18 protein-coding genes and 1 tRNA gene are annotated in these 23,577 nt (G+C 62.3%); 7 read left to right on the top strand and 12 right to left on the bottom strand.

What is annotated here, in order from left to right; all coding sequences use genetic code 11:
- Positions 1-157: 157 nt before the first annotated feature.
- Positions 158-910, top strand: a complete 753-nt coding sequence (locus E0L37_RS00600) for an SDR family oxidoreductase (RefSeq protein ID WP_133489889.1) — start codon at positions 158-160, stop codon at positions 908-910.
- Between the two features lie 299 nt (positions 911-1,209).
- Here the strand turns inward: E0L37_RS00600 and E0L37_RS00595 are convergent, their stop codons facing one another.
- Together E0L37_RS00595 and glnK are read right to left on the bottom strand one after the other, a co-directional pair.
- Positions 1,210-2,469 carry an ammonium transporter gene (locus E0L37_RS00595; RefSeq protein WP_133489888.1) on the bottom strand — a complete coding sequence of 420 codons (1,260 nt, stop codon included), beginning with the start codon at positions 2,467-2,469 and terminating at the stop codon, positions 1,210-1,212.
- A gap of 76 nt (positions 2,470-2,545) precedes the next feature.
- Complete coding sequence (glnK, locus tag E0L37_RS00590) at positions 2,546-2,884, bottom strand: P-II family nitrogen regulator (RefSeq protein WP_133489887.1); 339 nt, start codon at positions 2,882-2,884, stop codon at positions 2,546-2,548.
- Positions 2,885-3,193: 309 nt separating this feature from the next.
- On the opposite strand from glnK, the gene E0L37_RS00585 reads away from it, so the two are divergent.
- The gene (locus E0L37_RS00585; protein WP_133489886.1) at positions 3,194-3,451 is read left to right on the top strand and encodes an accessory factor UbiK family protein; all 258 of its coding nucleotides are present in this window, start codon (positions 3,194-3,196) and stop codon (positions 3,449-3,451) included.
- Positions 3,452-3,458: 7 nt separating this feature from the next.
- Here the strand turns inward: E0L37_RS00585 and E0L37_RS00580 are convergent, their stop codons facing one another.
- Positions 3,459-5,369, bottom strand: a complete 1,911-nt coding sequence (locus tag E0L37_RS00580; RefSeq protein WP_133489885.1) for an alkyl/aryl-sulfatase — start codon at positions 5,367-5,369, stop codon at positions 3,459-3,461.
- Positions 5,370-5,469: 100 nt separating this feature from the next.
- Here E0L37_RS00580 and E0L37_RS00575 point away from each other — a divergent pair, with 100 nt between their 5' ends.
- A complete protein-coding gene (locus tag E0L37_RS00575; RefSeq protein ID WP_133489884.1) occupies positions 5,470-6,369 on the top strand; it encodes a LysR family transcriptional regulator in 900 nt (299 codons plus the stop codon).
- A 608-nt stretch (positions 6,370-6,977) separates the two neighbouring features.
- The gene (locus E0L37_RS00570) at positions 6,978-8,468 is read left to right on the top strand and encodes a YifB family Mg chelatase-like AAA ATPase (RefSeq protein WP_133489883.1); all 1,491 of its coding nucleotides are present in this window, start codon (positions 6,978-6,980) and stop codon (positions 8,466-8,468) included.
- On the opposite strand, the gene E0L37_RS00565 is transcribed toward E0L37_RS00570, so the two are convergent.
- Positions 8,440-9,348, bottom strand: coding sequence for a DMT family transporter (locus E0L37_RS00565; RefSeq protein WP_133489882.1), 909 nt, complete (start codon positions 9,346-9,348; stop codon positions 8,440-8,442). The two genes, E0L37_RS00570 and E0L37_RS00565, sit on opposite strands and share 29 nt — an antisense overlap.
- A gap of 92 nt (positions 9,349-9,440) precedes the next feature.
- On the opposite strand from E0L37_RS00565, the gene E0L37_RS00560 reads away from it, so the two are divergent.
- Positions 9,441-10,232 (top strand): helix-turn-helix domain-containing protein, encoded by a 792-nt coding sequence (locus tag E0L37_RS00560; protein ID WP_133489881.1) that lies wholly within the window; start codon positions 9,441-9,443, stop codon positions 10,230-10,232.
- A gap of 1,176 nt (positions 10,233-11,408) precedes the next feature.
- On the opposite strand, the gene E0L37_RS00555 is transcribed toward E0L37_RS00560, so the two are convergent.
- From E0L37_RS00555 to E0L37_RS00545, 3 genes are all read right to left on the bottom strand, one after another.
- A complete protein-coding gene (locus E0L37_RS00555) occupies positions 11,409-12,155 on the bottom strand; it encodes an SDR family NAD(P)-dependent oxidoreductase (RefSeq protein ID WP_133489880.1) in 747 nt (248 codons plus the stop codon).
- A 184-nt stretch (positions 12,156-12,339) separates the two neighbouring features.
- The gene (locus tag E0L37_RS00550) at positions 12,340-13,386 is read right to left on the bottom strand and encodes an AraC family transcriptional regulator (protein WP_236564209.1); all 1,047 of its coding nucleotides are present in this window, start codon (positions 13,384-13,386) and stop codon (positions 12,340-12,342) included.
- A 174-nt stretch (positions 13,387-13,560) separates the two neighbouring features.
- Positions 13,561-14,409 carry a 16S rRNA pseudouridine(516) synthase gene (locus E0L37_RS00545; protein WP_240687403.1) on the bottom strand — a complete coding sequence of 283 codons (849 nt, stop codon included), beginning with the start codon at positions 14,407-14,409 and terminating at the stop codon, positions 13,561-13,563.
- A gap of 103 nt (positions 14,410-14,512) precedes the next feature.
- Here E0L37_RS00545 and rep point away from each other — a divergent pair, with 103 nt between their 5' ends.
- The gene (gene rep, locus E0L37_RS00540) at positions 14,513-16,534 is read left to right on the top strand and encodes a DNA helicase Rep (protein WP_133489879.1); all 2,022 of its coding nucleotides are present in this window, start codon (positions 14,513-14,515) and stop codon (positions 16,532-16,534) included.
- 182 nt (positions 16,535-16,716) lie between these two features.
- Here the strand turns inward: rep and E0L37_RS00535 are convergent, their stop codons facing one another.
- The 4 genes from E0L37_RS00535 to E0L37_RS00520 form a co-directional block, all read right to left on the bottom strand.
- Positions 16,717-17,169 carry a cytochrome c5 family protein gene (locus E0L37_RS00535; protein ID WP_133490224.1) on the bottom strand — a complete coding sequence of 151 codons (453 nt, stop codon included), beginning with the start codon at positions 17,167-17,169 and terminating at the stop codon, positions 16,717-16,719.
- A gap of 235 nt (positions 17,170-17,404) precedes the next feature.
- Positions 17,405-19,999 carry a CHASE2 domain-containing protein gene (locus tag E0L37_RS00530; protein ID WP_133489878.1) on the bottom strand — a complete coding sequence of 865 codons (2,595 nt, stop codon included), beginning with the start codon at positions 19,997-19,999 and terminating at the stop codon, positions 17,405-17,407.
- A 236-nt stretch (positions 20,000-20,235) separates the two neighbouring features.
- Entirely contained in the window at positions 20,236-21,303 is a 1,068-nt protein-coding gene (locus E0L37_RS00525; protein ID WP_133489877.1) for a FecR domain-containing protein, read from the bottom strand.
- Between the two features lie 6 nt (positions 21,304-21,309).
- Complete coding sequence (locus E0L37_RS00520) at positions 21,310-21,999, bottom strand: response regulator transcription factor (RefSeq protein ID WP_014996509.1); 690 nt, start codon at positions 21,997-21,999, stop codon at positions 21,310-21,312.
- 323 nt (positions 22,000-22,322) lie between these two features.
- Between E0L37_RS00520 and E0L37_RS00515 the strand changes: the two genes are divergently transcribed.
- Positions 22,323-22,399, top strand: a tRNA-Arg gene (locus E0L37_RS00515).
- A gap of 332 nt (positions 22,400-22,731) precedes the next feature.
- Here the strand turns inward: E0L37_RS00515 and E0L37_RS00510 are convergent.
- Positions 22,732-23,571: a phytanoyl-CoA dioxygenase family protein gene (locus E0L37_RS00510; RefSeq protein WP_133489876.1), complete on the bottom strand. Its 840-nt coding sequence runs from the start codon at positions 23,569-23,571 to the stop codon at positions 22,732-22,734.
- Positions 23,572-23,577 lie beyond the last annotated feature (6 nt).

The following is a 23,577-nucleotide window of genomic DNA, read 5'->3' as shown; positions in this document are numbered from 1 at the left end:
ACTGGCGGGCCGTCACGGTTAACGGCACCATCCTCATTCGCAGCTCCGCAATCAGCAGTGTCACTTGCAGGCGATTCACTGCTGAAGCAGCTTCCCACAGGGGGCTACAGCGATTTCGCAAGCCACCACCGGCACATCAGGCGTATAAGGACTCCCGATGCCGCACCGTAAAACCATTCTGATTACCGGCGCCAGTTCCGGACTGGGCATGGGCATGGCCCGGCGTTTCGCCGCCATGGGCCGCGACCTGGCGCTCTGCGCCCGGCGCCTGGATAAACTGGAAGCTCTCAAAAACGAGCTGGAACAGGCGCACCCAAACATCACCGTGGCGATCCAACCACTGGACGTGAACAACTACGAGCAGGTGTTCGAGGTGTTCCGCGCCTTCAAGGCGGAGTTGGGTCAGTTGGACCGGGTCATCGTCAACGCCGGCATCGGCAAGGGACAGCCGCTGGGCACCGGTCATTTCCACGCCAATCGCCAGACCGCCGAGACCAACTTCGTCGCCGCCCTGGCTCAGTGCGAGGCGGCCATGGAAATCTTCCGCGAACAGAACAGCGGCCATCTGGTGGTGGTGTCTTCCATGAGTGCCTTGCGCGGACTGCGCAAGAACATCAACACCTACTCCGCCACCAAGGCCGGCGTGGCCGCGTTGGCCGAGGGCCTGCGCATGGAAATGCTCGGCAAACCGATCAAAGTAAGCACGATCTATCCCGGCTACATCCGCACCGACATCAACGCTCAGGTGAAAAACGCGCCCTTTATCGTCGATCTGGAAACCGGCTGCCAGCAATTGGTGAACGCGATCGAAAAAGAATCGGCCAAGGCCTATGTGCCACGCTGGCCCTGGGCGCCGCTGGGTTTTGCCATGAAAGTGCTGCCGTTGGCGGTGGTCAAACGCATGACATAAGGGCTACAAAGCTGCCGTGGGAGATTCCATGGTGCCTTGCAAGCTCGCTGGTATGCCGCCATTCGCCAGCAACAGATCATGCTACAACGCCGCTGTGGGAAGCGGCCTTGGCCGCGAATGCTCTCCGGGCCGTTGGCCATTCGCTTGCCAGCAAGCTTCCCACAGCGGCGTTGTAGCGGTCTCTGAATTTATCCCTCCAAGGCGGATTTAACGTGTTCTCTCCATTCAGGACCGGGCACGGATCATGAACCAAAAAAAGGGCGCCCATGGGCGCCCTTTTTCATCCGGAAGGTGATCGATCAGCTTTTCACGAATTCCGGGTAGGCTTCCATGCCGCAGTCCACCAGATCCATCCCTTCGTACTCTTCTTCCTCGGTGACACGAACCCCCATCACCGCCTTGAGGATGCCCCAGACGATCAGGCTGGCCACGAACACCCAGATGAAGATGGTCAGGGCGCCGATGATCTGGCCGGAGAAGCTTGAATCGCTATTGGTCAAGGGCACCAGCAGCAGGCCCAGCAGACCCACCACGCCGTGCACCGAGATGGCGCCCACCGGGTCGTCGATTTTCAGCTTGTCCAGGGTGACGATGCTGAACACCACCAGCACACCACCGAGCGCACCAAACAGGGTCGCCAGCAGCGGCGTTGGCGTGGACGGCTCGGCGGTAATCGCCACCAGACCGGCCAGGGCACCGTTGAGCAACATGGTCAGGTCGGACTTGCCGAACAGGATACGGGCCACGATCAGGGCGGCGATGGCGCCACCGGCGGCGGCGGCGTTGGTGTTCATGAACACCACGGCCACGGAGTGCGCGTTGGCGGCGTCACCCAGTTTCAGCACGGAACCGCCGTTGAAGCCGAACCAGCCCATCCACAGGATGAAGGTCCCCAGGGTCGCCAGCGGCAGATTGGCACCGGGAATCGCGTTGATCTGCCCGTTGGCGCCGTACTTGCCTTTACGCGGGCCGAGCAGCAGCACACCAGCCAGGGCGGCGGCGGCGCCGGCCATGTGCACGATGCCGGAACCGGCGAAGTCGGAGAAGCCCAGGTCGCCCAGGTTGTACATCGTGAACACGTCATCGCCGCCCCAGGTCCAGGAACCTTCCAGCGGATAGATCACACCGGTCATGACCACGGCGAACAGCAGGAACGCCCACAACTTCATCCGTTCCGCCACGGCACCGGAGACGATGGACATGGCGGTGGCCACGAACACCACCTGGAAGAAGAAGTCGGACGCGCCAGAGTAGACGGAATCACCGTCGAATCCGTTTTCCGCGGAAGCGGACAATACGCCGCCCAGATCGAAGTCAGTAATGCCTTTCAGGAAAATGCCACCGTCGTACATGATGGCGTAGCCGCACACCATGTACATGGTGCAGGCGATGGCGAACAACGCCACGTTCTTGGTCAGAATTTCAGTGGTGTTCTTGGCGCGTACCAGGCCCGCCTCCAGCATGGCGAAGCCCGCAGCCATCCACATTACCAGTGCACCACAGATCACGAAATAAAACGTATCGATGGCGTACTGCAATTCAAAGATTTGGTTTTCCACGTTGCAACCCTCCGAGAAATAAAAACGTGTCCAGAAGCCTTGGCATGGGTCGATTCAGCACACGTTCTAAAACTTCTTAAACAGCATCCTCACCGGTTTCACCGGTACGAATGCGAATGGCCTGCTCAAGGTTGGTGACGAAAATCTTGCCGTCACCGATCTTGCCGGTGTTGGCGGCCTTGGTGACGGCTTCGATCACCTGGTCCAGGCTGCCATCGGCAATGGCCACTTCGATCTTCACCTTGGGGAGGAAGTCGACAACGTATTCCGCACCACGATAGAGCTCGGTGTGCCCCTTTTGGCGACCGAAACCCTTGACCTCGGTAACGGTGATGCCCTGAACACCGATCTCGGACAGTGCTTCACGCACATCATCCAATTTGAACGGCTTGATAATGGCTGTAACCAGTTTCATTGCTATCTCCTCAACGCTCTTAACGCGTCCGGTAACGTCCGTTTCGTTTCAGGCCCCTCTTTGGTTCCCGATCCATCCACTTGCGCGAACGCTCTGTCCCATCTAGTGCACGACCCATGCCAGTTTTAAAAAGTCACGCTTTCTCAAAGGGTTACATCGCCGACGCGGGTCACGCCCCGACTCCGCTGCGGTATAATAGTGCACCGACTTGGGGCACGTTCCATTTTGGGGCACGGCAGTCAGTGCCGCACAACCCCGACCTGGAGTGATACCATCACGCCGACTGAACGCATAGTGGAGCCTACGGCCATGCAAAGCCAACCCTTTATCGATCGACTAATGGCCGACATTCAGCGGCGCCTGCCCGGGGATCCGGGGCGGCTTCGCGACGATGTGGAGCACAGTATAAGGGCAGTACTGGGTGAAGCACTGGCGCGGCTGGACCTGATCAGCCGGGAGGAATTCGACGTGCAACAGCGGGTACTGGAACGCACCCGCGAGAAGTTGGAGGCGCTGGAAAAGCAGGTGGCGGCGCTGGAGCGCGCCGCGCAATCGGATCAGCCGTAGCGGTTGGTTACCCCAGCGTCGCCGGGGTAACGATATTGAAGGAAGACTGGAACTGGTCGAGCATGCCGAACAACGCTGCCACCTTGGCCTGATCCCCGGCCACCGCCAGCCGACCGTCCTGCATGCACTGCGGCAGCGTCACTTTGCCCAGCCCGACCTGATCCAGGTCGGGCTTGCCCATGGTGACGCTGGCGTCGGCCTCATCATGGCGGTGCCCTTCCAGATAGGTGAGCACGCCGTTGCGAACGGTCAGGGCGAAGTCCTGGCCCAGATCCGGGAAGTGCCAGTTCAGGGTCATCGGCTGTGACGCGGCCTTTTCGCTGTCCAGCCGGATCGCCAGCAGCGAAAAGAAAAACGCCGGCGTCAACGCCCGCACCAGATCCGGTGCCTGTCCGCTCGGTACCCGCTTGACGCCCTTGCGCAGTTCCTGGGCCCCGGTAAGGTAGGCGTTGCGCCAGGTGGTGTTCTCGCACTGATAGCCCAGTTGCTCCAGGGTATCCGCCTGCAATGCCTTGGCTTCGGCGTTATCCGGATCCGCGAACACCACCTGATTGACGATTTCCGCCACCCAGCGATACTCACCGCGCTCGAATTCCGCTCTGGCCTTTTCCAATACCGCGTCGGCACCGCCCATCCATTCAATGGTGCGGCGGGCACTGTCCACCGGCGGCAGCGGATTCAGGTGCGCCGGATTGGCGTCATAGAAGCCCATGTAGCGCTGATAAACAGCGCGCACGTTGTGGCTCACCGAGCCGTAGTAATCGCGGGCATGCCAGCGTTGCGCCAGCGGCCGCGGCAGACTCTTGATGTGCTCGGCGATGTCCAGCGGCGTCAGACCATGGTTGAGCAGCCGCAGGGTCTCGTCGTTGAGGAAAGCGTACATATCACGCTGATCAGCCAGGTACTCGCGGATATTGTCCGCCCCCCAGGTAGGCCAATGATGCTGCGCGAACAGCACATCACTGCGATCCCCGTAACGGGCCAGGGTCTGGCCGAGATAGTAGGACCAGATGCGCGGATCACGGACCAGCGCGCCCCGGATGGTGAGAATGTTGTGCATGCATTGGCAGGCGTTCTCGGCCACGCACAACGCCCGCCATTGCGGGAAGTACAGATTCATTTCCGCCGGCGCTTCGGTACCCGGGGTCAGTTGGAATTCGATTTCCACACCGTCGATGGTATGGGTTTCGAACGCCTCGCTGATTTCATTGGTGGGCGCGATCAGGGTCACGGTGCCCCGGGACGTGCCCTTTCCCAGGCCCGCGTCCACCTGACCGCGCGGCCCCTTGGGCAGCAAGCCGCCATACATGTACTGGGCGCGGCGGCGCATGGCCGGACCGGCGTAGACGTTTTCGCTGACGGTCTCTTCCATGAATCCTTCCGGCGCATAGACCCGCACCTGGCCGGATTGTACTTCCTCCTCGCTGATCACCCCTTTAACACCGCCGAAGTGATCCACATGGCTGTGGGTGTAAATCACCGCCACCACCGGACGGTGCGGGCGATGCTGGTAATACACTTCCAGTCCCGCCTTGGCGACCTCGGCGCTGACCAGCGGGTCCATGATGATCAGACCGCTGTCGCCTTCGATGATGTTCATGTTGGAAAGATCGAAACCGCGCACCTGATAGATACGCTCACACACCTGGAACAGACCGGTGTGGTTGTTCAGACGCGCCAGCCGCCACAGACTGGGGTTTACCGTGTCCGGCGCTTCCTCGCTTTCCTGGAAATCATAGGCACGGAAATCCCACACCACCCGGCCATCCTCACGACGCACCTCATCGCCATCGAAAGTGGCGATAAAACCGCGCCGGGCGTTCTCGAAATCGGTTCTGTCCTCGAACGGCAGACGATCCCGCCAACCATGATTACAGGCGATAGTCGCGGGCTGAGCGGGCTTGGATTGATCACACATGGGGATTCTCCGGGCTGGCAGGGTGCGCCCTGTTGTACGCTGGCTCCCGGAATGTTACAAATGCATAACATTTATCAAATCAATGCATTTATCGCATTCAATGAATCTGCGTCGACTGGAACAATTGGTGGCCCTGGCCGAGGAACGTTCCTTCGTCAAAGCCGCGGAACGCACCCACCTGAGCCAACCCGCCCTGACCCGTGGTATCCAGAATCTGGAGCACGAGCTGGGCATTCGCCTGTTCGACCGCACCTCCCAGGGCGTGGTCCCCACCGCCGCCGGTCAGCAGTTGATCAACCGTGCCCGGCGGGTGCTGTTCGAAGCCCGGGGCCTGCGCCGCGATGCCGACCTGATCCGCAATCACGAGATGGGTGAGGTCCGCTTCGGCGCTGGCTCCTACCCTTCCGCCATCCTGCTGCCGGACGTGCTCGGCACCTTGATGAGTGAGCATCCGCACCTGCGGATCAAAGTGGAAGTGAACGACTGGGCCACCCTGCTGCGTAAAGTGGAATCGGAGGAACTGGATTTCGCCGTGGTGGAACGGCGCACCGTGCCCCACGACTCCGCCCTGGAAAGCCAGCCACTGTCAAAGGAGGCCGCCGGCTGGTATGTGCGCCGGGGGCACCCCCTGACGGATGGCAGACCGGTGGCCACACGCGATCTCGGCGACTACCCGCTGGTGTCCGTGCCGTTGCCGGAAACCGCCCGCAATCGTCTGAAACGACGGCTGGGCCAGTCCCCCGGAGAAGCGCTGGCACTCAGCCTCGAGTGCAACGATCTGGTGACCCTGCGCGAGGTGGTGACCCGCACCGATGCCGTGCTCAGCGCCACGCCCTCGGTGTGCCGCTCCCAGGAGGCGGCGGGCCGGCTGGTGCGGCTGAATATTCAGGACAGTCATCAGGAAGTGGAACTGGCGGTGGCGCGCCTGGCCAACCGCACCCTGTCGCCGGCGGCGCAAAAGGCGCTGTCACTGATCCAGGCCTGGGCGGACCAGCACTGATCTGCTCCGAATGAACGCTGGCACAGAAGGCGCCACGAAGCCGCTGTGGGAGCTTGCTTGCACGCGAATGGGCTTCCGGGCCTCCAAGTAAGCTTCCCACAGCGGCGTTGTAGTGGAGCGAGGAAGCTTTTTTATGGCCGCCGTCCGTGGCGGCCACCCTCCGGGCCGCTAACACGCAACACGCTGGCACGCCAACACGCTTTGAAAACACCCGGGCATCCCGGGATAGAGAGTTCCCTGGCTTAAGACCATTGAACTCCCCCTTCGGGGCGTCCAGCGGGACGTCCAAACGGTGCTCTAAGCACCGTTGTGTGGCCCGGGATCTCCCTCCGCAGGGCACATGGCTTCGTGGAAGGAGATGCCGGATCAAGGCCGGCAAGCGGGCCTTGGGTTTGGCATGTTGCGTGTTGCGTGTTGCGTGTCAGCAATGGCTCCCGACGTTTTTTTGTGACCACCGTCCATGGCCGCCGCTCGTCGGGCCGTCGCTGGCGCGACGTCAAAAATCGCTCCCGGCGATTTTTTCCTACACGTGCCGACGACGATATCTCACCCACCATCACCGTCCTGGCTGACAGCCATCCCCGCCCCGTTGCCTTACCCTGAACCACATGAACATTACCAGCCTGCTCAGCCGCGCCAGCCAAGGTATCGATGCCGTTCCGGTAAGGGTGGAAACCCATCTGGCGCCGGGGTTGCCCGGTTTCACTATCGTCGGTCTGCCAGACACCGCGGTACGCGAAAGCCGTGACCGGGTCCGCTCGGCGCTGGTCACCAGCGGCTTCGAGTTTCCGCAACGGCGCATTACCGTCAATCTGGCACCGGCGGATCTGCCCAAGGACGGAGGCCGCTTCGATTTGCCCATCGCCCTGGGCATTCTGTTGGCCAGCGGCCAGTTGGGTCGGGTGGACATCGACGGCCACGAGTTCATTGGCGAGCTGGCGCTGTCAGGTCGTCTAAATCCGGTGCCAGCGCTGTTGCCCGCCGCGCTGGCCTGCGCCAGCGCCGGCCATACCCTGGTGGTGCCGGCGGAGAATGCCGACGAGGCATCCCTGGCCGGGGCCCGCACCCTGGCGGTGACCTGCCTCAACGCGCTCTGCGCCCATCTGCGCGGCACCACCCCCTTGCCCTGTCACCCCGCCCCGAGCATTGACGACCAACAAGCGGCCCCACCCCATCCCTGCCTGGCCGATGTGCGGGGGCAGCTCAGCGGCAAACGGGTGCTGGAAATCGCCGCCGCCGGCGGCCATTCCCTGCTGCTGTGCGGCCCGCCAGGGGCCGGTAAAAGTCTGCTGGCGTCACGGCTGCCCGGCCTGCTGCCGCCGCTGGACCGGGGCCAGGCCCTGGAAGTGGCCGCCGTCTATTCCCTGCGCGCCAGCCGGCCGGCGGCGCACTTTCTGCAACGCCCCTACCGCAGCCCCCATCACACCACTTCCGCCATCGCCCTGGTGGGCGGCGGCAGCCGGCCAAAGCCGGGAGAGATTTCCCTGGCCCACCATGGGGTGCTGTTTCTCGACGAGTTACCGGAATTCGAACGGCGCGTGCTGGAAGTCCTGCGGGAGCCGCTGGAAACCGGTGAGGTACACATCGCCCGCACCGCTCAGCAACTGACGTTTCCCGCCCGCTTTCAGTTGGTGGCGGCGATGAACCCCTGCCCCTGCGGCTATCTTGGCGACCCCGAACGCGGCTGCGGCTATCGCTGTGAAAAGGCCCGCCGCTATCAAGCGCGTCTTTCCGGACCACTGCTGGACCGCATTGATCTGCATCTGGATCTGCCGCCGCTGCCAGCGGCGGAACTGCTGGAGGGCAAGCCCGGGGAGAGCAGTGAACGGGTACGCCAGCGCGTGATCGACGCTCGCCAGCGGCAACAGCAACGCCAGGGCAGACTCAACCGGGAACTGCCCGCCGAGACATTGGACGCCATACTGGCACCACACCGCGGCTGGCTGATCAAGACCATGGAGCGGCTGAGCCTCTCCGCCCGCGCCCTGCACCGCAGTCTGCGCGTGGCCCGCACCATCGCCGATCTGGCGAGCGCGGACCAGGTGGACCGCACCCATCTGAGCGAGGCGCTCAGCTATCGGCGGAACCAGGAAGGCTGACACCGGCGGCGCGGCGCAATGGCCGCCGCCAGGTTTCCGCCAGGATCACCCCGGCCAGGGTCAGCCCGCCACCAATCAGGTGCGCCCAGGTCAGTTGTTCGCGCAACAGTACGGACGCGATCAGCGCGGTGAGCAAAGGCATCAAATTGAAGAACAGGCTCATACGGCTGGGATCGAGCCGGGCGATCCCCTGCATCCATAACAGCGGCGCCACCATGGAGGCCAGCACGCCCGCGTAGATCACCAGCGGCACCGCCTCGACACTGGCACCCTGTTGAGGAGAGAACAGCAGCAGCGGGAACAGGGCCACCAGCGCCACCAGCACCTGCAGGTACAGCAGCAGCATGGCGGGCAAGGGCGGCTGCCAGCGTTTCAGCAACACGCCGTAAACGGCGTAAGCGAACGTCGCCAGGACCATCAGCGCATCGCCCTGATTAATGCCACGGGCGACCAGAGTGCCGAGGTCGCCGGAAGACACCACCAGCACCACGCCGCACAGGGAGATCACCGCGCCCACCAACGCCCCCAGGGTCAGCGGCGTACCCAGTAGGGCCGAGGACAATCCCAATGCCATCAACGGCATTAGCGAGAGGATGATGCCCATGTTGGTGGCGCTGGTCATGGTGGCGGCGTAGTAAGCCAGGGTCTGGTATACCGCCATGCCCAGCAGACCGAGCACGATGATACGGGGGATCAGCGGCTTCACCTGATGACGGTATCGCCACAATCGCGGCGCCATCAGCGGTGTCAGCAAGGCCCCCGCCAGCACCCAGCGATAAAAGCCTATTTCCGCGGGGAACAGCACCCCCACCGCCAACTTGTTGACCACGTTATTGCCGGACCAGATTAGTACCGCCGCCAACGGGAGCAGATACGCCATACCACGGGCCTCCCTTTCTCGAGGCGCCATTATGGCGCTGTCTGAAATAAGTCTTATACTTCCATTCAGACAACCCACAGGGGATTTCGGACATGACAGCCCCCCATTACCTGCCATTGCCGGATTTCACCGCGCTGCCGTCGCCGGTGTACTTCCGTTACGACGAGTTTCCGGCCGGCAGTGAGTCGCTGGAACACCACCATGATTGGGGCCAGCTCAACTACACCACTCAGGGCATCATGCATTTGCGGGTGGAGGGAAAGCGGTTTTTGTCACCGCCTCAGTATGCCGTATGGATTCCGCCCGGCGCGGCCCATGGCAGTTACAACCCGAATGCCGTGATCTACCGCTCGGTGTATATCGACTCGACGCTGTGCGAGGATCTGCCGACCCAGGCCTGCACGGTGGCGATCACCGACATCCTCAAGGCCATTCTGGTGGACTTCGCCCGGCGCGGCGTGCACGAACCGGAGCACGAGAGCGACCGGCGGCTGGCGCGGGTGATGCTGGATCAGCTCAGTCTCAGTGCTCAAGGCGTCCCGTACTTCCTGCCTTACACTGATCACCCGGTGCTCAGTGGTGTCCTGGAAGCCCTGCGGGAAAACCCGGCGGACAACCGCACTCAGGTGCAATGGGCACGGCGGGCCAACATGACTGAACGCACCCTGGCTCGCCTGTGCCACCGGGAATTGGGTATGCCACTGGGGGAATGGCGCCAGCGGCTGCGTTACCTGCTGGCACTGGAAGCGCTGGAGGAAGAACACAGCGTCCATGCCATCGCCTATGACCTGGGCTACAGCAACCCGTCCGCCTTCATCGCCATGTTCCGGCGCCTGGCCGGCACCACGCCGGAGCAATACCGGCGGCAGGCCGGGCGGGGATAACGGGACATCGCGGATGTTTAAAGGCGGGCCGGACGCCGATAATGCAAAACCAGACCCAACGCCCTGGCAAGCACTAAAACGCCTTCTTTTAGGTTCATCGCGGTTTAGCGGGCCACGGCGCTTCAATCATGGGCACGGGTCTGTAACCGGAAGGGGCTACCAAGCCGCTCTATTCGCCAGCAAGCTGGGCTCCCACGGATCCGCCACGAAGCCGCTGTGGGAAGCTTGCCGGCAAGCGAATATCCCAACACCAGAGGGCCGGAATTCGCCAGCATGCTGGTCTCCCACGGATCTGCCACGAAGCCGCTGTGGGAAGTTTGCTGGCAAGCGAATATCCCAACACCAAAGGGCCGGAATTCGCCAGCATGCTGGTCTCCCACGGATCTGCCACGAAGCCGCTGTGGGAAGCTTGCTGGCAAGCGAATATCCCAACACCAAAGGGCCGGAATTCGCCAGCATGCTGGTCTCCCACGGATCTGCCACGAAGCCGCTGTGGGAAGCTTGCTGGCAAGCGAATATCCCAACACCAAAGGGCCGGAATTCGCCAGCATGCTGGTCTCCCACGGATCTGCCACGAAGCCGCTGTGGGAAGCTTGCTGGCAAGCGAATATCCCAACACCAAAGGGCCGGAATTCGCCAGCATGCTGGTCTCCCACGGATCTGCCACGAAGCCGCTGTGGGAAGCTTGCTGGCAAGCGAATATCCCAACACCAAAGGGCCGGAATTCGCCAGCATGCTGGTCTCCCACGGATCTGCCACGAAGCCGCTGTGGGAAGCGGCCCGGGCGGCGCTCCGCTTGGCCGCGAATGCCCTGAGCCGTTGGCGATTCGCTTGCCAGCAAGCTTCCCACAGCGGCGCTGTAGCCCCCTCTGAAGGGAGGTCTTCGAGGTAACCGGGTAATACGGGAGCCCCCGCCAGAGCGACCCTTCCCGCTAAACCGCGAGGAACCTTTTTTATGACCGCCGTCCATGGCGGTCACCCTTCGGGCCGTCGCCGAGCAACGTTAAAAATTGCTCCCGGCAATTTTTTATGACCGCCGTCCATGGCGGTCACCCTGCGGGCCGTCGCGCAGCAACGTTAAAAATTGCTCCCGGCAATTTTTTATTTCCGCAATGCCCTCAGCCCCGGGTTTTGACTTTAGCGTCCGGCATCTGGCGTCCAGCGTCACCCCTCTGTTTAAAGCGTATTACAAAGGTGGCCGCCATCCACCGGAATCGCCGCGCCGCTCATGTAGGAAGACGCGTCGGAGGCCAGCAGTAGCAACGGGCCGACCAGTTCGTCGATCTGACCCAGCCGATGGTAGGGGATGCGCTTGATCAGCTTGCCGCCATGGGGGCCCTGGAAAAAGTCCCGGTTGATGTCGGTTTCAATGTAGCCGGGGCAAATGGCGTTGCAACGAATGTTGTAGCGGGCGTAATCCAGAGCGATGGACTTGGTCAGTTGCACCACGCCGGCCTTGGCCACGGTGTACGGGGACAGCATGGCGCCCACTCGCAGGCCAAGGATGGAGGCGATATTGATGATGTTCCCCGGGCGCTCATCCCGGCGCCATTGCTGGATGGCGAATTTGCTCACCGCCCAGACACCATTGAGGTTGGTGTCCACCACCGCGTTCCAGTCTTCCTCGGACAGGGTGTCGGTGGCGCCTTCCCGGGTGATTCCGGCGTTGTTCACCACCACATCCAGAGCCGGCATATTCTCGAAAGCCCGCTCCACATTGGCGTGATCGGACACGTCCATTGCCACCACCCGTGCGTCACGCCCCAGGGCGCGGACTTTTTCCGCGGTGGCCTCGAGTTTGTCCACCCTGCGTGCCGCCAGTACCAGATCGGCACCATGCTCGGCCAGCACTTCCGCGAAACGGGCGCCAAAACCGCTGGAAGCGCCGGTGATAAGAATGCGTTTGTTGGTAATATCGAACATGGCTGTCTCCCAAACCTGTCTATAAAGAAAACAAGAAAAAATGGACCACGGGAACCCGATCGCGGAGGATAGAGTAAGGGCCCGAAAGAGGGCATTGATTGTGCCGGTTTCCAGTGCCTGGAGTGAAGTCTGTCGCGGTCTGTTACATCTTGGTTGGAATGAGAGCGAAGGTGCGGACGGACGCTTACAGATTGCCCAGATAGTCGCTGGGCGGACGGCCGGTCCAGCGGCGGAAAGCCCGGGTGAAGTTGCTGGGTTCGGCATAGCCCAGCTTCTGCGCCACCTGCTGCACGGTGAGATTGGCCTGGAGATAACGTACCGCGCGGGCCATTCGCACTTCTTCCAGCAGATAGCGATAGCTCACGCCCAGCGCCGCAAGATAGCGACGCAGAGTGCGTGAGGTCAGGTGGAAACCGGTGGCCAGCTGCTCCAGGCTCGGCAAGGCGCCTTCCGCCTGCATCAAACGGGCGCGCACCCGCGAAGCCCAGTCCTGATCCGCTTCCAGCCGTTGCAGTTCCTCCTCGCATCGCTGGGCGGCCATTTGCCGGGAGGAGGCATCCGCCATCGGCAGCGCCTCCCTCAGCAGCGTCGCCGGAAAGCTGAGCGCCGCGGTATCGGCGCCGAAACGGACGGTCATGCCCAGCAGTTCCTGGTACCGCCCGGCGTAGTCCGGTGAGGCGTAGGGCAAGGTCAGCACCGCGCCCTGGAAACGGTCGCCGAGCAAATAGCGCAGCCCGGCCACCAACGCGGCGGTCACCACCTCCAGATAGGGACGGCGGATCTCACCCAGGTCGTAACTTTCCATCAGGGCAAAACGCACCCACTGCTGCTCCACGTCCAACCGCGGCAGACACAGGCGGGTGCGGGTACGGAAATAGCGTTCCAGTAATTGCAGCGCTTCCCCCAGATCACGGCTGCTGATGGCGGCGTAGCCCAACAGGCCATGGGCGGTAACGGTGAGTTGCTGCCCCAGACTCAGGGCGATGGCGGGATCACCGGACAACGCCCTGGCGCTGGCCATGACACGACGGAACTGATCGAATCTCAACGCCGGCTCGGCGCTGTACACTTGAGGTTCCGACAAACCGGCGTGCGCCAGCAGACGGGACGGGTCGAGCCCGGCTTCGCGGGCCAGTTCCACCAGATTGCGCACATAGTTGACCGGGATCGGCGAACGATCACTGGCCAGTGCGGGGTCGTTGTGTGGCGTCCTGTTCATGGCCTCAAGCATACACCTGCGCTCATTGCTGTCCGAAAATGACAAGTGACTGTCCAGAGCATCCCATTGACGGCAACCATAATCCGGACCTCCAGCACTATGCACTGTTCTTGCGGAGAACCCAAACCGGGGCCAGCCACGGCCCACCCTCCTCGCCCGATCCGACGAACCCGGGCGACAGCGTGGTCAGTCCGGGGGGCCCAGCCGATGCCGTTCCGCGTCGGTGAGCGGGCGCCATTCTCCCGGCGTCAGCGCCGGGTCCAATACCACATCCCCGACCGCTTCCCGATGCAGTGCCACCACCCGGTTGCCCACCGCCGCCAGCATCCGTTTGACCTGGTGATAACGCCCCTCGCTGATGGTCAGGCGCAGACACAAAGGCGCCACCACTTCCACTTGCGCCTCCCGGGTGGGGCGGGAATCGTCACGCAACACCACGCCCGCCGACAGGGCATCAACCTGGGCGCGGGTCACCGGCTCGGCGGTGGTGACCCGATAGCGCTTGGCGCAATGGTGTTGCGGCGAGGTGATGCGATGGGACCATTGGCCATCACTGGTGAGCAATACCAGTCCGGTGGTGTCCAGATCCAACCGACCGGCGGCATGCAGGCCGGCACGCTGATCACCGGGCAGCAGATCCAACACGGTGCGATGGCCCGGATCCTCGGTGGAACACACCACGCCCATTGGTTTGTGCAGCATCAAATATCGATGCCCTTCCAGTCTCAGCGGCCGCCCCTCCCAGACCACCCGCATATCCGTTTCCAGACGCCGGTCCGGTTTGACGGGCACCGCACCGCCGGCACCATCGAATACCTGGATGGCGCCGGAGCGAATCAGGGTTTTGACCTGTTTACGGGTGAGCCCGGTGGCGTGGGCAACGAAATAGTCGAGACGCATGGCGGTAGTATAGCAGCGACCTGCTGGCACGCTGGCACGCTGGCACGCTGGCACGCTGGCACGCTGGCACGCCATGCTTGCCGGGCCGGTCTGGAACGGCAAGGCCTGATTGCTCGGAAAGGCAGTGGTAAACACGCCGGCACACTATTTGCCGCTGGTGATCGGACTCCGGGGTTAGCGTGTATGCGCACCGCCGTGGCTGCTATGATACGCGCCTTCGTTTACCCCTGGAGCCATCATGACCTCGTTGAACCCTCGCCAACGGGAAGCGGTCCTTTACGCCGACGGCCCACTGCTGGTGCTGGCCGGGGCGGGGTCCGGCAAGACCAGCGTGATCACCCGCAAGATCGCCTGGCTGATCCAGGAACGGGGCGTGCCGGCCCGGCGCATCGCCGCGGTGACCTTCACCAACAAAGCGGCGCGGGAAATGAAGGAGCGGGTACAAAACCTGGTCCAGGGCGGTCAGAGCCGGGGGCTGATTGTCTCCACCTTCCACAACCTGGGCCTGCGCATTCTCAAGAGCGAGTTGAAGGCCTGCGGCCTGCGCTCCGGTTTTTCCATTCTTGATCAGACCGACAGCCGTGAAATTCTCAAGGAGATCCTGCTTCAAGGGGAATCCGAGCGGGACCTGAACGCGGTGGAGGCGGTGCATAAGTGTCTCTCGGACTGGAAAAACGAGCTGGTCTCCCCCGAGGAGGCGGTGAGCCAGGCCCAGACCGAGGAAGAAGTACGCGCGGCCATGGCCTACAGCGGCTACAACCGCATGCTGCGCGCCTGCAACGCGGTGGATTTCGATGACCTGATCATGATGCCGGTGCAGCTGTTCCGCGAACAGCCACGGATTCTGGAGAAGTGGCGTCATCGCCTGCAATACCTGCTGGTGGACGAATATCAGGACACCAACGGCGCCCAGTACGAGCTGGTGCGCATGCTGACCCTGCCGGAAGGCCGCTTCACCGTGGTCGGCGATGACGACCAGTCAATCTACGCCTGGCGCGGCGCCCGCCCGGAAAACCTGGATCAGTTGCAGCAGGACTGGCCGGCCCTGAAAGTGGTGAAGCTGGAACAGAATTACCGCTCCACCGGCCGCATCCTCAAGGCCGCCAACACGGCGATCGCCAACAATCCCCATGTGTTCGAGAAGAGCCTGTGGTCGGACTACGGCTACGGCGAACCGATACGGGTGGCGGCGCTGCGCGACGAGGACGGGGAAACCGATTGGATCGCCGGCGATCTGTTTCACCGCCGGCTGCAGCGGGGGCTGCACTGGAAGGACTTCGCCATTCTCTATCGCGGCAACTTCCAGTCCCGCATCCTGGAAATGAAGCTGCAATCGCTGTCGATTCCCTACAAGGTCTCCGGCGGCACCAGTTTCTTCTCGCGCAGCGAGATCAAGGATCTGATGTGCTATCTGCGCTTGCTGGTGAATCCGGACGACGACAACGCCTTTTTGCGCATCATCAATACGCCCCGCCGGGAAGTGGGCCCGGCCACCCTGGAAAAGCTGGCGGCCTGGGCGGGCCGGCGCGATCAGGGCCTGTATCACGTCTGCGGCGACCTTGGTCTGAGCGAGGCCATGCCACCGAAGGCGGCGGAGAAACTGCGGGAGTTCAAACAGTGGCTCGATGGCAAGCGTGAACATTGCTTCCGGCACAATAGCCTGCAGGCGGTGAAGGAACTGATCACTGAAATGGACTACGAAGGCTGGGTCATGCAGAACGCGTCCAGCCCCCGTATTGGCGAGAAACGCATCGAGAACGTCTGGCAGTTGGTTCGCAACATCGAACGCATGCTGGAAAAACAGGAAGAAGAGGACGACGGCTCCAGCGATCTGGAGGCGGTGATCGGCAAGCTGGTGCTGATGGACATGCTGGAGCAGCAGGACGAGGAGGACGACTCCGACCGGGTCCAGCTTATGACCCTGCATGCTTCGAAAGGGCTGGAATTTCCCCACGTCTACATGATGGGGGTGGAGGAAGAGCTGCTCCCTCACCGCGCCAGCATCGAGGACGATAATATCGTCGAGGAGCGCCGTCTGATGTACGTGGGCATCACCCGGGCGCGGGAAACACTCACTCTGACTCAGGCGCGCACCCGTAAGCAGTACGGTGAGAAAGTGGACACCACCCCGAGCCGATTCATCGACGAGTTGCCTCAGGATGATCTGGAATATATCGGGGAAGGCGCACCGCGCAACGAAGAACGGGACAGTGAGATGGCCGAAGCCAGCCTGGCCAATCTCAAGGCGTTGCTGGAGTAAGAGGGTTCCGGAAAGCCCACGAACCGGGCCATGAAACCGCTGGACCTTTATCCGGGCGGCGAGCCGCTGCAAGCGAATCCTTTGCCGCCAAGGCCCATTCGCTGGCAAGCCAGCGTCCCACAGGCTCTGCTACGAAGCCGCTGTGGGAGCTGCCTTGGCAGCGAATGGCGTATCCGCCGAAACTACTGGCTGTTCTCGACGATGTATTCCACCGCGTTGCGGATTTCCTCTTCGGAGCAATCCATGCACATGCCTTTGGGCGGCATGGCATTGAAGCCTTCGAAAGCGTGCTTGACCAGGGTGTCCATGCCCTTTTCGATATGGCTGGCCCACTGACCCGCATCACCGAACTTGGGCGCGCCGGCGGCGCCAGTGGCGTGACAGGCGGCACAGCCGGTATCGTACACGGCCTGGCCGGAACGAGGCTCACCACTTCCTTCCGCGGCGGCTACCGTGCTGCCGCACTCTTCGCCTTCCACGCACACGGACCCCACCGGTTTGATCCGCTCGGCGGTGGCGCGGTCACCCAGAACGGAGCGCTCGCCCAGAGGATACGGGGAAATGTCCTTGGTGCTGGCGGCCATCACGGCGCCGGCGAACAGAGTGGCCAGTACAACCAGGCCAGCGGTCAGCATTTTTTTCACGGTTCCACCTCGGTTATTGGTATGTCCCGAAACACATCTTTGAATAACGCCCGGCTCCCCCTTGGGACTGGGACTCATTCAGAGACGTGCCGGCTCTGTTTGTTATTGCGGGCGCGATTATACCCTCAGAAATCGCGGGGATAAAATCAGTACCTTGGGAGTAGCTATCTGGAGGCAAAATGGGCATCCAGCAGGCGGGATGGAAATAGGCTGAACAGGCCCTAGCTCAGGATAACTGGATTCGTGGCAGCAACAGGGTAAAACGGCTGCCCTCGCCGGGAGCGCTGGCCACCTTGATATCGCCACCATGACGCTCCGTCACCACCTTGACGAAGCGCAGTCCCAGGCCGGCACCGCGAGTACGGGCGCCGCCGCTGGTACTGGCGCGACTGAAACGATCGAACAGCTTGTCCTGGAACGCGTCCGGGATACCCACGCCACGATCCCGCACCTCACAGGTCACCTGGCCCCCCTGGGTAAACAGGCGAACATCCACCGAATTGCCTTCATAACTGTATTTGACCGCATTGGTGAGCAGATTCACGATCAGCCGTTCCAATAGCTCGTTATTGCCCTTTACCCAGACCTCCTCGGTCTCGTCGTAGGCGAACCGCAGGGTGATGTCCCGGGCCTGGGCCTGGATCTGCACCTGATCGATGGCGGATTCCACCACATCGAGCATGTCCAGCTCCATCATTTCCACTGAATCCACACCCTCGACCCGGGCCAATTGCAGGAACTGCTCGGCGATGTTGAGGTTGCGTTCGGCGTAGTGCTCCACGTTATCCAGGAAGTCGGTCAATCGCTCGCCGTCCGGGCCATGCCTCATCTTGCCCACCAGCGCCAGCACCGACACCATCGGCGAACGCAGATCATGGGACAGGAAATCCAGCATCTCGGTGCGGGTGCGCATGGCCTGCTTGACATCGGAAATGTCCTTGAGACTGACGATCAACATGCGTCCAGGCTGGTCGCCGGCGTGCACCAGGATCATGTCCAGATAGAGATCCATGCCGCGACGGTTGCGGCACTCTTTCTGCACCCGGCCATCCGCCAGGGCTTCCTGAAGCAACGTGCGCCAGCCGCGATCGCCGGTGAATTCCAGTTCCCGACCAATATCCGCCAGCCCCAGGGTGTCCTGGGCCACCCCCTCGATACTGAGCAGATAGGACGCTTGCGGGTTCATGAACACCACACCGCCACAGGCGTCGGTGATCAGCACCCCTTCGCTCATTTGCGCCAGACCGACCTGGAAGAAGCGGGTCAACGCCTGCTGGCGGTGCTCCTCCCGGCGCAATCGCTCGATGTGTTTTTCCAGCACCTCATAGCGTGGCCCGATGCCGGCCTGATGGGTTTCGGTACGCGCCAGCATGGCGCGAATCCAGTAATCATAAGTGTCCGCATCCAGAGCCTGGCGCCACACCACGGTCAGCTCATAACGTTTGCCGTCATGGCGGAACGGATAGCGGCGAGACAGCTGCCCCCGCCAGGCCGTGGCTTCCAGTTGCTCGCCGCCGGACACCGGGGCGCCGGCCTGGGCCTGCAGCCGCCAGGCCCGCACCGGCAGCACCTGATCCAGCATGCGCAGCATCCGCGACAGCGGCGCCGGCTCGGTGAGACGGCGGTTCAGATCACTGTATTCCGCCAAGCGCTCCAGAGCATTACGCATATACGCCATGGAGTACTCCAGGCGCCGCCAGGTCCACAGCGGATAAGCCACCACCGCGGCGATGGCCGAGGCCGCCGGCGGAAACCAGATCTGCCAGACCGCCAAAAGCGCGTAGCAGATTCCCAGCGTGAACAACAGAGAGCCGAGAATCAGCGGAATACTCCAGCGCGGCAAGAAGAACGGCAGCAGCAGCGGTGCCAGCAAGGCCAGCAACACGCCGAGGGCTATGGCCCAGGGCCGGCTCATGCCTGAAATCATGCGCTCATGGCGCAGACCATCGAAGATATTGGCGTTGATCTCGACGCCTGCCATCAGGTCCCCCTGCCCGGCCATGGGGGTCGGCAGCATATCGCCCAGCCCCGCGGCGGTGGCGCCGATGAACACGAACTGGTCCTTGATCAATTGGTCCGGAACCCGGCCCTCCAGCACATCCACCGCGGAGACGTGCGGATAGCTTCCCGCGCCGCCGGCAAACGGGATGTAACGGGGGTATTTGCGAACATTGGCCAGACCGACGAAATCGTCGTTTTCGCCGGCGGGAAAGCGGTCCTCGGGGATCAGGCCCTCGCCTTCCAGCATCGCCTGGGTAATGTGTGGCCACCAGGGTTGTCCGATCCCGGAACGCAGATAGACCGAACGGGCCACCCCGTCACCATCCAGCTCCAGATCCACATGGCCGAGCCCCCGGGCGGCGCGGGCGAAGGGCCCCGCCGGCAATACCTCGATCAGTTGCCCACCGGAGCGCAGTTGCTCCACATGCACCGGCAGATAAACATTGCCGTTCTCGGACAGCACCCGGACCAGCGCCTGATCCGCCGCCGGACGTGACCGGTCCGGCTCCGACAGGATCAGATCCATCAGCACCCCACGGGCACCCTGTTTGGAGAGTTGATCAATCAGACGGGCATGGATGCTGCGATCCCAGGGCCAGCGCCCCACTTCCCGCAGGCTATACTCATCGATACCGACAATAAGAATGTCGCCGGAGGGCTCCATCGGCAGCCGCGGCAACAGGGTGTCGTAGACATAACGATTGAGGAAAGACAGGCCGCCGCTGATGGACAGCAGGATGCACAGGCTCGCCACCACCAACAGCACGGACATGTGCTCAACCAGATAACGGCGCTGGTGGCTATCGAACCCTCTACTCATGAACCCCGAACCTCTTTCCTTGGATACCGCCGGGCGCCTTTGCATGGCATCAAACCGGAGTCATCACTATCCCGATCTACGCCCTTCATTTCCAATGTTTTTTACGCAATGGGCTATCGTGCCGGTGCCGGGAAGCAACGTCGTGGAGAAAGGTCACTGGAGAGGGTGAGCACAAAAAGCGACGGCACCTGGGAAAGGTGGCCGCCATGGACGGTGGCCACCCGAGGCGAGAAGGATCAAAGCGCGAGCAGCAAACCGGCTCCGCCGATGAACAGAAGAGCATCCCAGGGCCAGGCGCCTTTGGATACGGTGGCATCCAGCATCCGCTCCTGGCCGCGTAGCCCCCGCGCATCAATCGCTCTGACCAGCACCTGATAATCGCCGGCCTGGGGTTTGCTTCGCCATTGCGGCTTACTGACCTGCTCACTCCGCAACAGAACGCCATCGGCATCGAACAGTTCCACCGAATACGCCTCGGCGCCTTCCACCGGCGGCCACTCCGCTCGCAGACCGCGACCGCCCGCCTTCAGCGTCACTTCCGGGGCTGGCAGCAATTTGACCGGCTTGGCCGGCGCCTGGCCGGCGCTGGCCATCGTGCCATACCCAGCAGGTACCGGCGTGGTGCTACGGGCGGCCGCGACTTCCACTTCACCTTCAACCACTTCACTGAGGGTGACGGCGTCATCGGTGATACGAACGTGGTACTCGGTGCCGCGAACCGCGGTCATCACACCCGGAGTGTACACGCGGAATACGCGGGCATCGGTATCGCGGGGGGTGACGGTGTTGCGGATGGCGCCCCGCTCCAATTGCAAATCCGTGGGCTCGTTGCCGACGTCGACGAAACGCCGGTAATTATTCACCTTGAGCACGGTGCCGGGCTTGACCGCCACTTGGGAATTGTCGGCGAAGCGTACCACCACGCTGCCAGCCTCCCCGGTCTCGATGGTGTCACCAAAGGCGATCTCCGCGCCATTCTCCACCGGCTCCGGATCGTTATTGCCCACCAGCAGCCAGACCTGGCCATTAACCCGCTCGGCACGAGCCGGCACCGGTTGCTCCTTGAGCCAGGCGAGTGGGATCAGAATGACCTTGCCCGGCGACATGCGATAGGGGTCATCCACCGCACTGTCCGCCGCCAACTGGCGCCAACAGAACACCGGGTCCTGAGCGAAGCGCTCACACAGATTCCACAGCGTGTCGCCAGGACGAACCGTGTATTGCCAGTGATCGGCATTGGCATCGGCTTGCGCCGTGGCGGCGATCACACACAGCACCACGGCGGCCAACCAGCGGGAAAGCATAGGCGTTTATTCTTCCATTGGTTCCAGCCGGTAGCCATGCTGGTACACCGTCTTGATGCGATAACCGCGTTCAGGACGGATTTGCAGACTACGGCGGATGCGACTGATGTGGACGTCAACCGTACGGGACTCAATCGGCGTCATGATGCCCCACACCTTTTCCAGCAGGTGTGCCCGGGACATTAATTTGCCTACATTCTGGAACAGATAACAGGCCAGTTCGTAGTCCTTGTCGGTGAGTTTGACGGCTTCGTCGTCCAGAAAGATCTGTCGCCGGGCCCGGTCTATGGTCCAGGGTCCAACGTTGAGGGTTCCTTGATCATCCATGTCGGCAACACCCGCTCGCCGCCCCAGGGCGGTGAGTCGGGCCAGCAGCTCCGCTTGTTTAACTGGCTTAACCATATAGTCGTCGGCTCCCTGGGTCAGCGCGCCCACGATGGAGGACTCGTCATCGCGTTGAGTGGCGAACAGGACAGGCGTGCGATTGCCACTGGCACGCACTTCCTCGAGAACGGCATAACCACTCATATCGGGCACTTCCCAATCGAGTACCAGGAGGTCGAAGGTGTCCCGTCGCAGCAAGCTCATGAACTCGCGACCGCTGGACAGGTGCATACACGTATGGCCTGCTTCGCGCAGCCAGTGTGTCACCAGCTCGGCCTGGGCCTGATCGTCTTCTAGGTAGGCGATACGCACCGTTTTTTCTCCATCCTAATGTCGCAAGAGGTTACCGAATCCACTCCGGTATGGCGGGAAAAGATTGTAAAATGCCGCCCCGCTCAACCTCGCTGAAACCCAGGAAAAACGTGCTTTCCACGCCTTTCCCCCCGGGGATAACCGATGTCCGCGCCACCCCCTGACGCGGACCACTGAATGGGCGGGGGCATGCCCTCGCGCCAAGCCGGATCATTATACGTGCCTTGCCGCTCATTCCCAATCGTGGACTCGCCGACGCTGAACCGCTATCATGCGCGTCCGCGCCCCCGGGGCGCCATCGAAAGTGCCATTAAAATCGTTTTCCGCCCGTAGCTCAGCTGGATAGAGCGCTGCCCTCCGGAGGCAGAGGTCAGAGGTTCGAATCCTCTCGGGCGGGCCATATAAAACACAAAAGCCCGCCTCGCGCGGGCTTTTGTGTTTTATCCGGTCTGCTTGAGGGCTCTGATTCGAACCTCCGTTCGACACTCGACAGTTTCACCGTCGAGTGGACGCCCAACGGGCGCCCGAAGGGGACGCTCCAGCGGAGCGTATCCATCGTCTCGGCCATTCGCCGCCAAGGCAGCTTCCCACAGCGGCTTCGTAGTTCCCTCCGTGGGAAGCTGGCTCGCCAGCGAATCCAGCGCGGGCTCGTATCCAGGGCCGATCGCTACCAAGGCAGCTTTGTAGCAGCTACCCGGGGGCAATGCATGCCTCAGGGAACAACGGAGCGTATCACTCCTCCAGCAACCGTAACGGGTGCTTGCCATCCACCATTCCCATGAACGGCGGCATGATGGAATAGCCAATCAGCGACCGGAGCTCCGGCGACATTTCACGAACCACCTCTTTGGACAACTCCAGCAGAAAATTCTCCTGTTGCCGCAAATAGGCTTCGCAATACTGACAGGTCACCGCGAGACGGGGCTTTTCGGAACGGTTCTCGCCACCGCCATGCCAGGTCGTCCCCAGGAAAAACAGCACCGAGCCGGCTGGCATGACCGCGGGTATCGCTTCTTCCCACCGTCCCCTGCGCTCCTGTCCCCAGGTGTGACTGCGCGGGATCACCACGGTGGCACCGTTCTCACCGGTGAAGTCGTCGATCGCCCAGATCGTCGCCGCGCCCAACGGCGGCCGTGGCCTTGGCACTTTGTAGAAGCTGTCATCGGCATGCAGAAGCTGCGGTGCCTCCCCGGGCAGAATGTTGATGATCTGGGCCTGGCTGATGAGGTAGTTGGGCAGAAACAGCTTGTCCATCAAACCCAGGATACGGGGATGGTCCGCCAGGGAATCCAGGGCCCGGGTCTTGGAGAAGAGGTCATACACCCGTTGTGTCCGTGCCCCCTCGAAGGTGTTCCTGCCGGTCTTGTCCAATAACGGGGTTATCCGCGAACGGATATCGTCCAGCGTATCCCGGTCCAGCACGCCCTCGATGATGACGTAGCCCTCACGCATCAGGGTCTCGAAGTCCCGGTCGATCTCTGGCGAGCTGCGCTCGGCGGAGGGCCGCAAGGCCTTGTGGCGAGCAGCCAGATCACTGTCCAGCACGCTCAGGTTGGCAATCTTGCATGGCATGGGCAT

This window comes from Alcanivorax sp. 24 (genome assembly GCF_004360225.1).
Lineage (GTDB): Bacteria > Pseudomonadota > Gammaproteobacteria > Pseudomonadales > Alcanivoracaceae > Alloalcanivorax > Alloalcanivorax xiamenensis.
Note: the sequence above shows the minus strand (reverse complement) of the source record. Positions and strands in the feature narration are given on the sequence as shown.

Coding starts and splice junctions, on each gene's coding strand:
- E0L37_RS00600 (WP_133489889.1), top strand. CDS start 158: ATGCCGCACCGTAAAACCATTCTGATTACCGGCGCCAGTTCCGGACTG.
- glnK (WP_133489887.1), bottom strand. CDS start 2,884: ATGAAACTGGTTACAGCCATTATCAAGCCGTTCAAATTGGATGATGTG.
- E0L37_RS00535 (WP_133490224.1), bottom strand. CDS start 17,169: ATGCTGACCGCTGGCCTGGTTGTACTGGCCACTCTGTTCGCCGGCGCC.
- E0L37_RS00525 (WP_133489877.1), bottom strand. CDS start 21,303: ATGCTTTCCCGCTGGTTGGCCGCCGTGGTGCTGTGTGTGATCGCCGCC.
- E0L37_RS00560 (WP_133489881.1), top strand. CDS start 9,441: ATGACAGCCCCCCATTACCTGCCATTGCCGGATTTCACCGCGCTGCCG.
- E0L37_RS00555 (WP_133489880.1), bottom strand. CDS start 12,155: ATGTTCGATATTACCAACAAACGCATTCTTATCACCGGCGCTTCCAGC.
- E0L37_RS00565 (WP_133489882.1), bottom strand. CDS start 9,348: ATGGCGTATCTGCTCCCGTTGGCGGCGGTACTAATCTGGTCCGGCAAT.
- E0L37_RS00570 (WP_133489883.1), top strand. CDS start 6,978: ATGAACATTACCAGCCTGCTCAGCCGCGCCAGCCAAGGTATCGATGCC.
- E0L37_RS00580 (WP_133489885.1), bottom strand. CDS start 5,369: ATGTGTGATCAATCCAAGCCCGCTCAGCCCGCGACTATCGCCTGTAAT.
- E0L37_RS00585 (WP_133489886.1), top strand. CDS start 3,194: ATGCAAAGCCAACCCTTTATCGATCGACTAATGGCCGACATTCAGCGG.
- E0L37_RS00510 (WP_133489876.1), bottom strand. CDS start 23,571: ATGCCATGCAAGATTGCCAACCTGAGCGTGCTGGACAGTGATCTGGCT.
- E0L37_RS00575 (WP_133489884.1), top strand. CDS start 5,470: ATGAATCTGCGTCGACTGGAACAATTGGTGGCCCTGGCCGAGGAACGT.
- rep (WP_133489879.1), top strand. CDS start 14,513: ATGACCTCGTTGAACCCTCGCCAACGGGAAGCGGTCCTTTACGCCGAC.
- E0L37_RS00550 (WP_236564209.1), bottom strand. CDS start 13,386: ATGCTTGAGGCCATGAACAGGACGCCACACAACGACCCCGCACTGGCC.
- E0L37_RS00530 (WP_133489878.1), bottom strand. CDS start 19,999: ATGAGTAGAGGGTTCGATAGCCACCAGCGCCGTTATCTGGTTGAGCAC.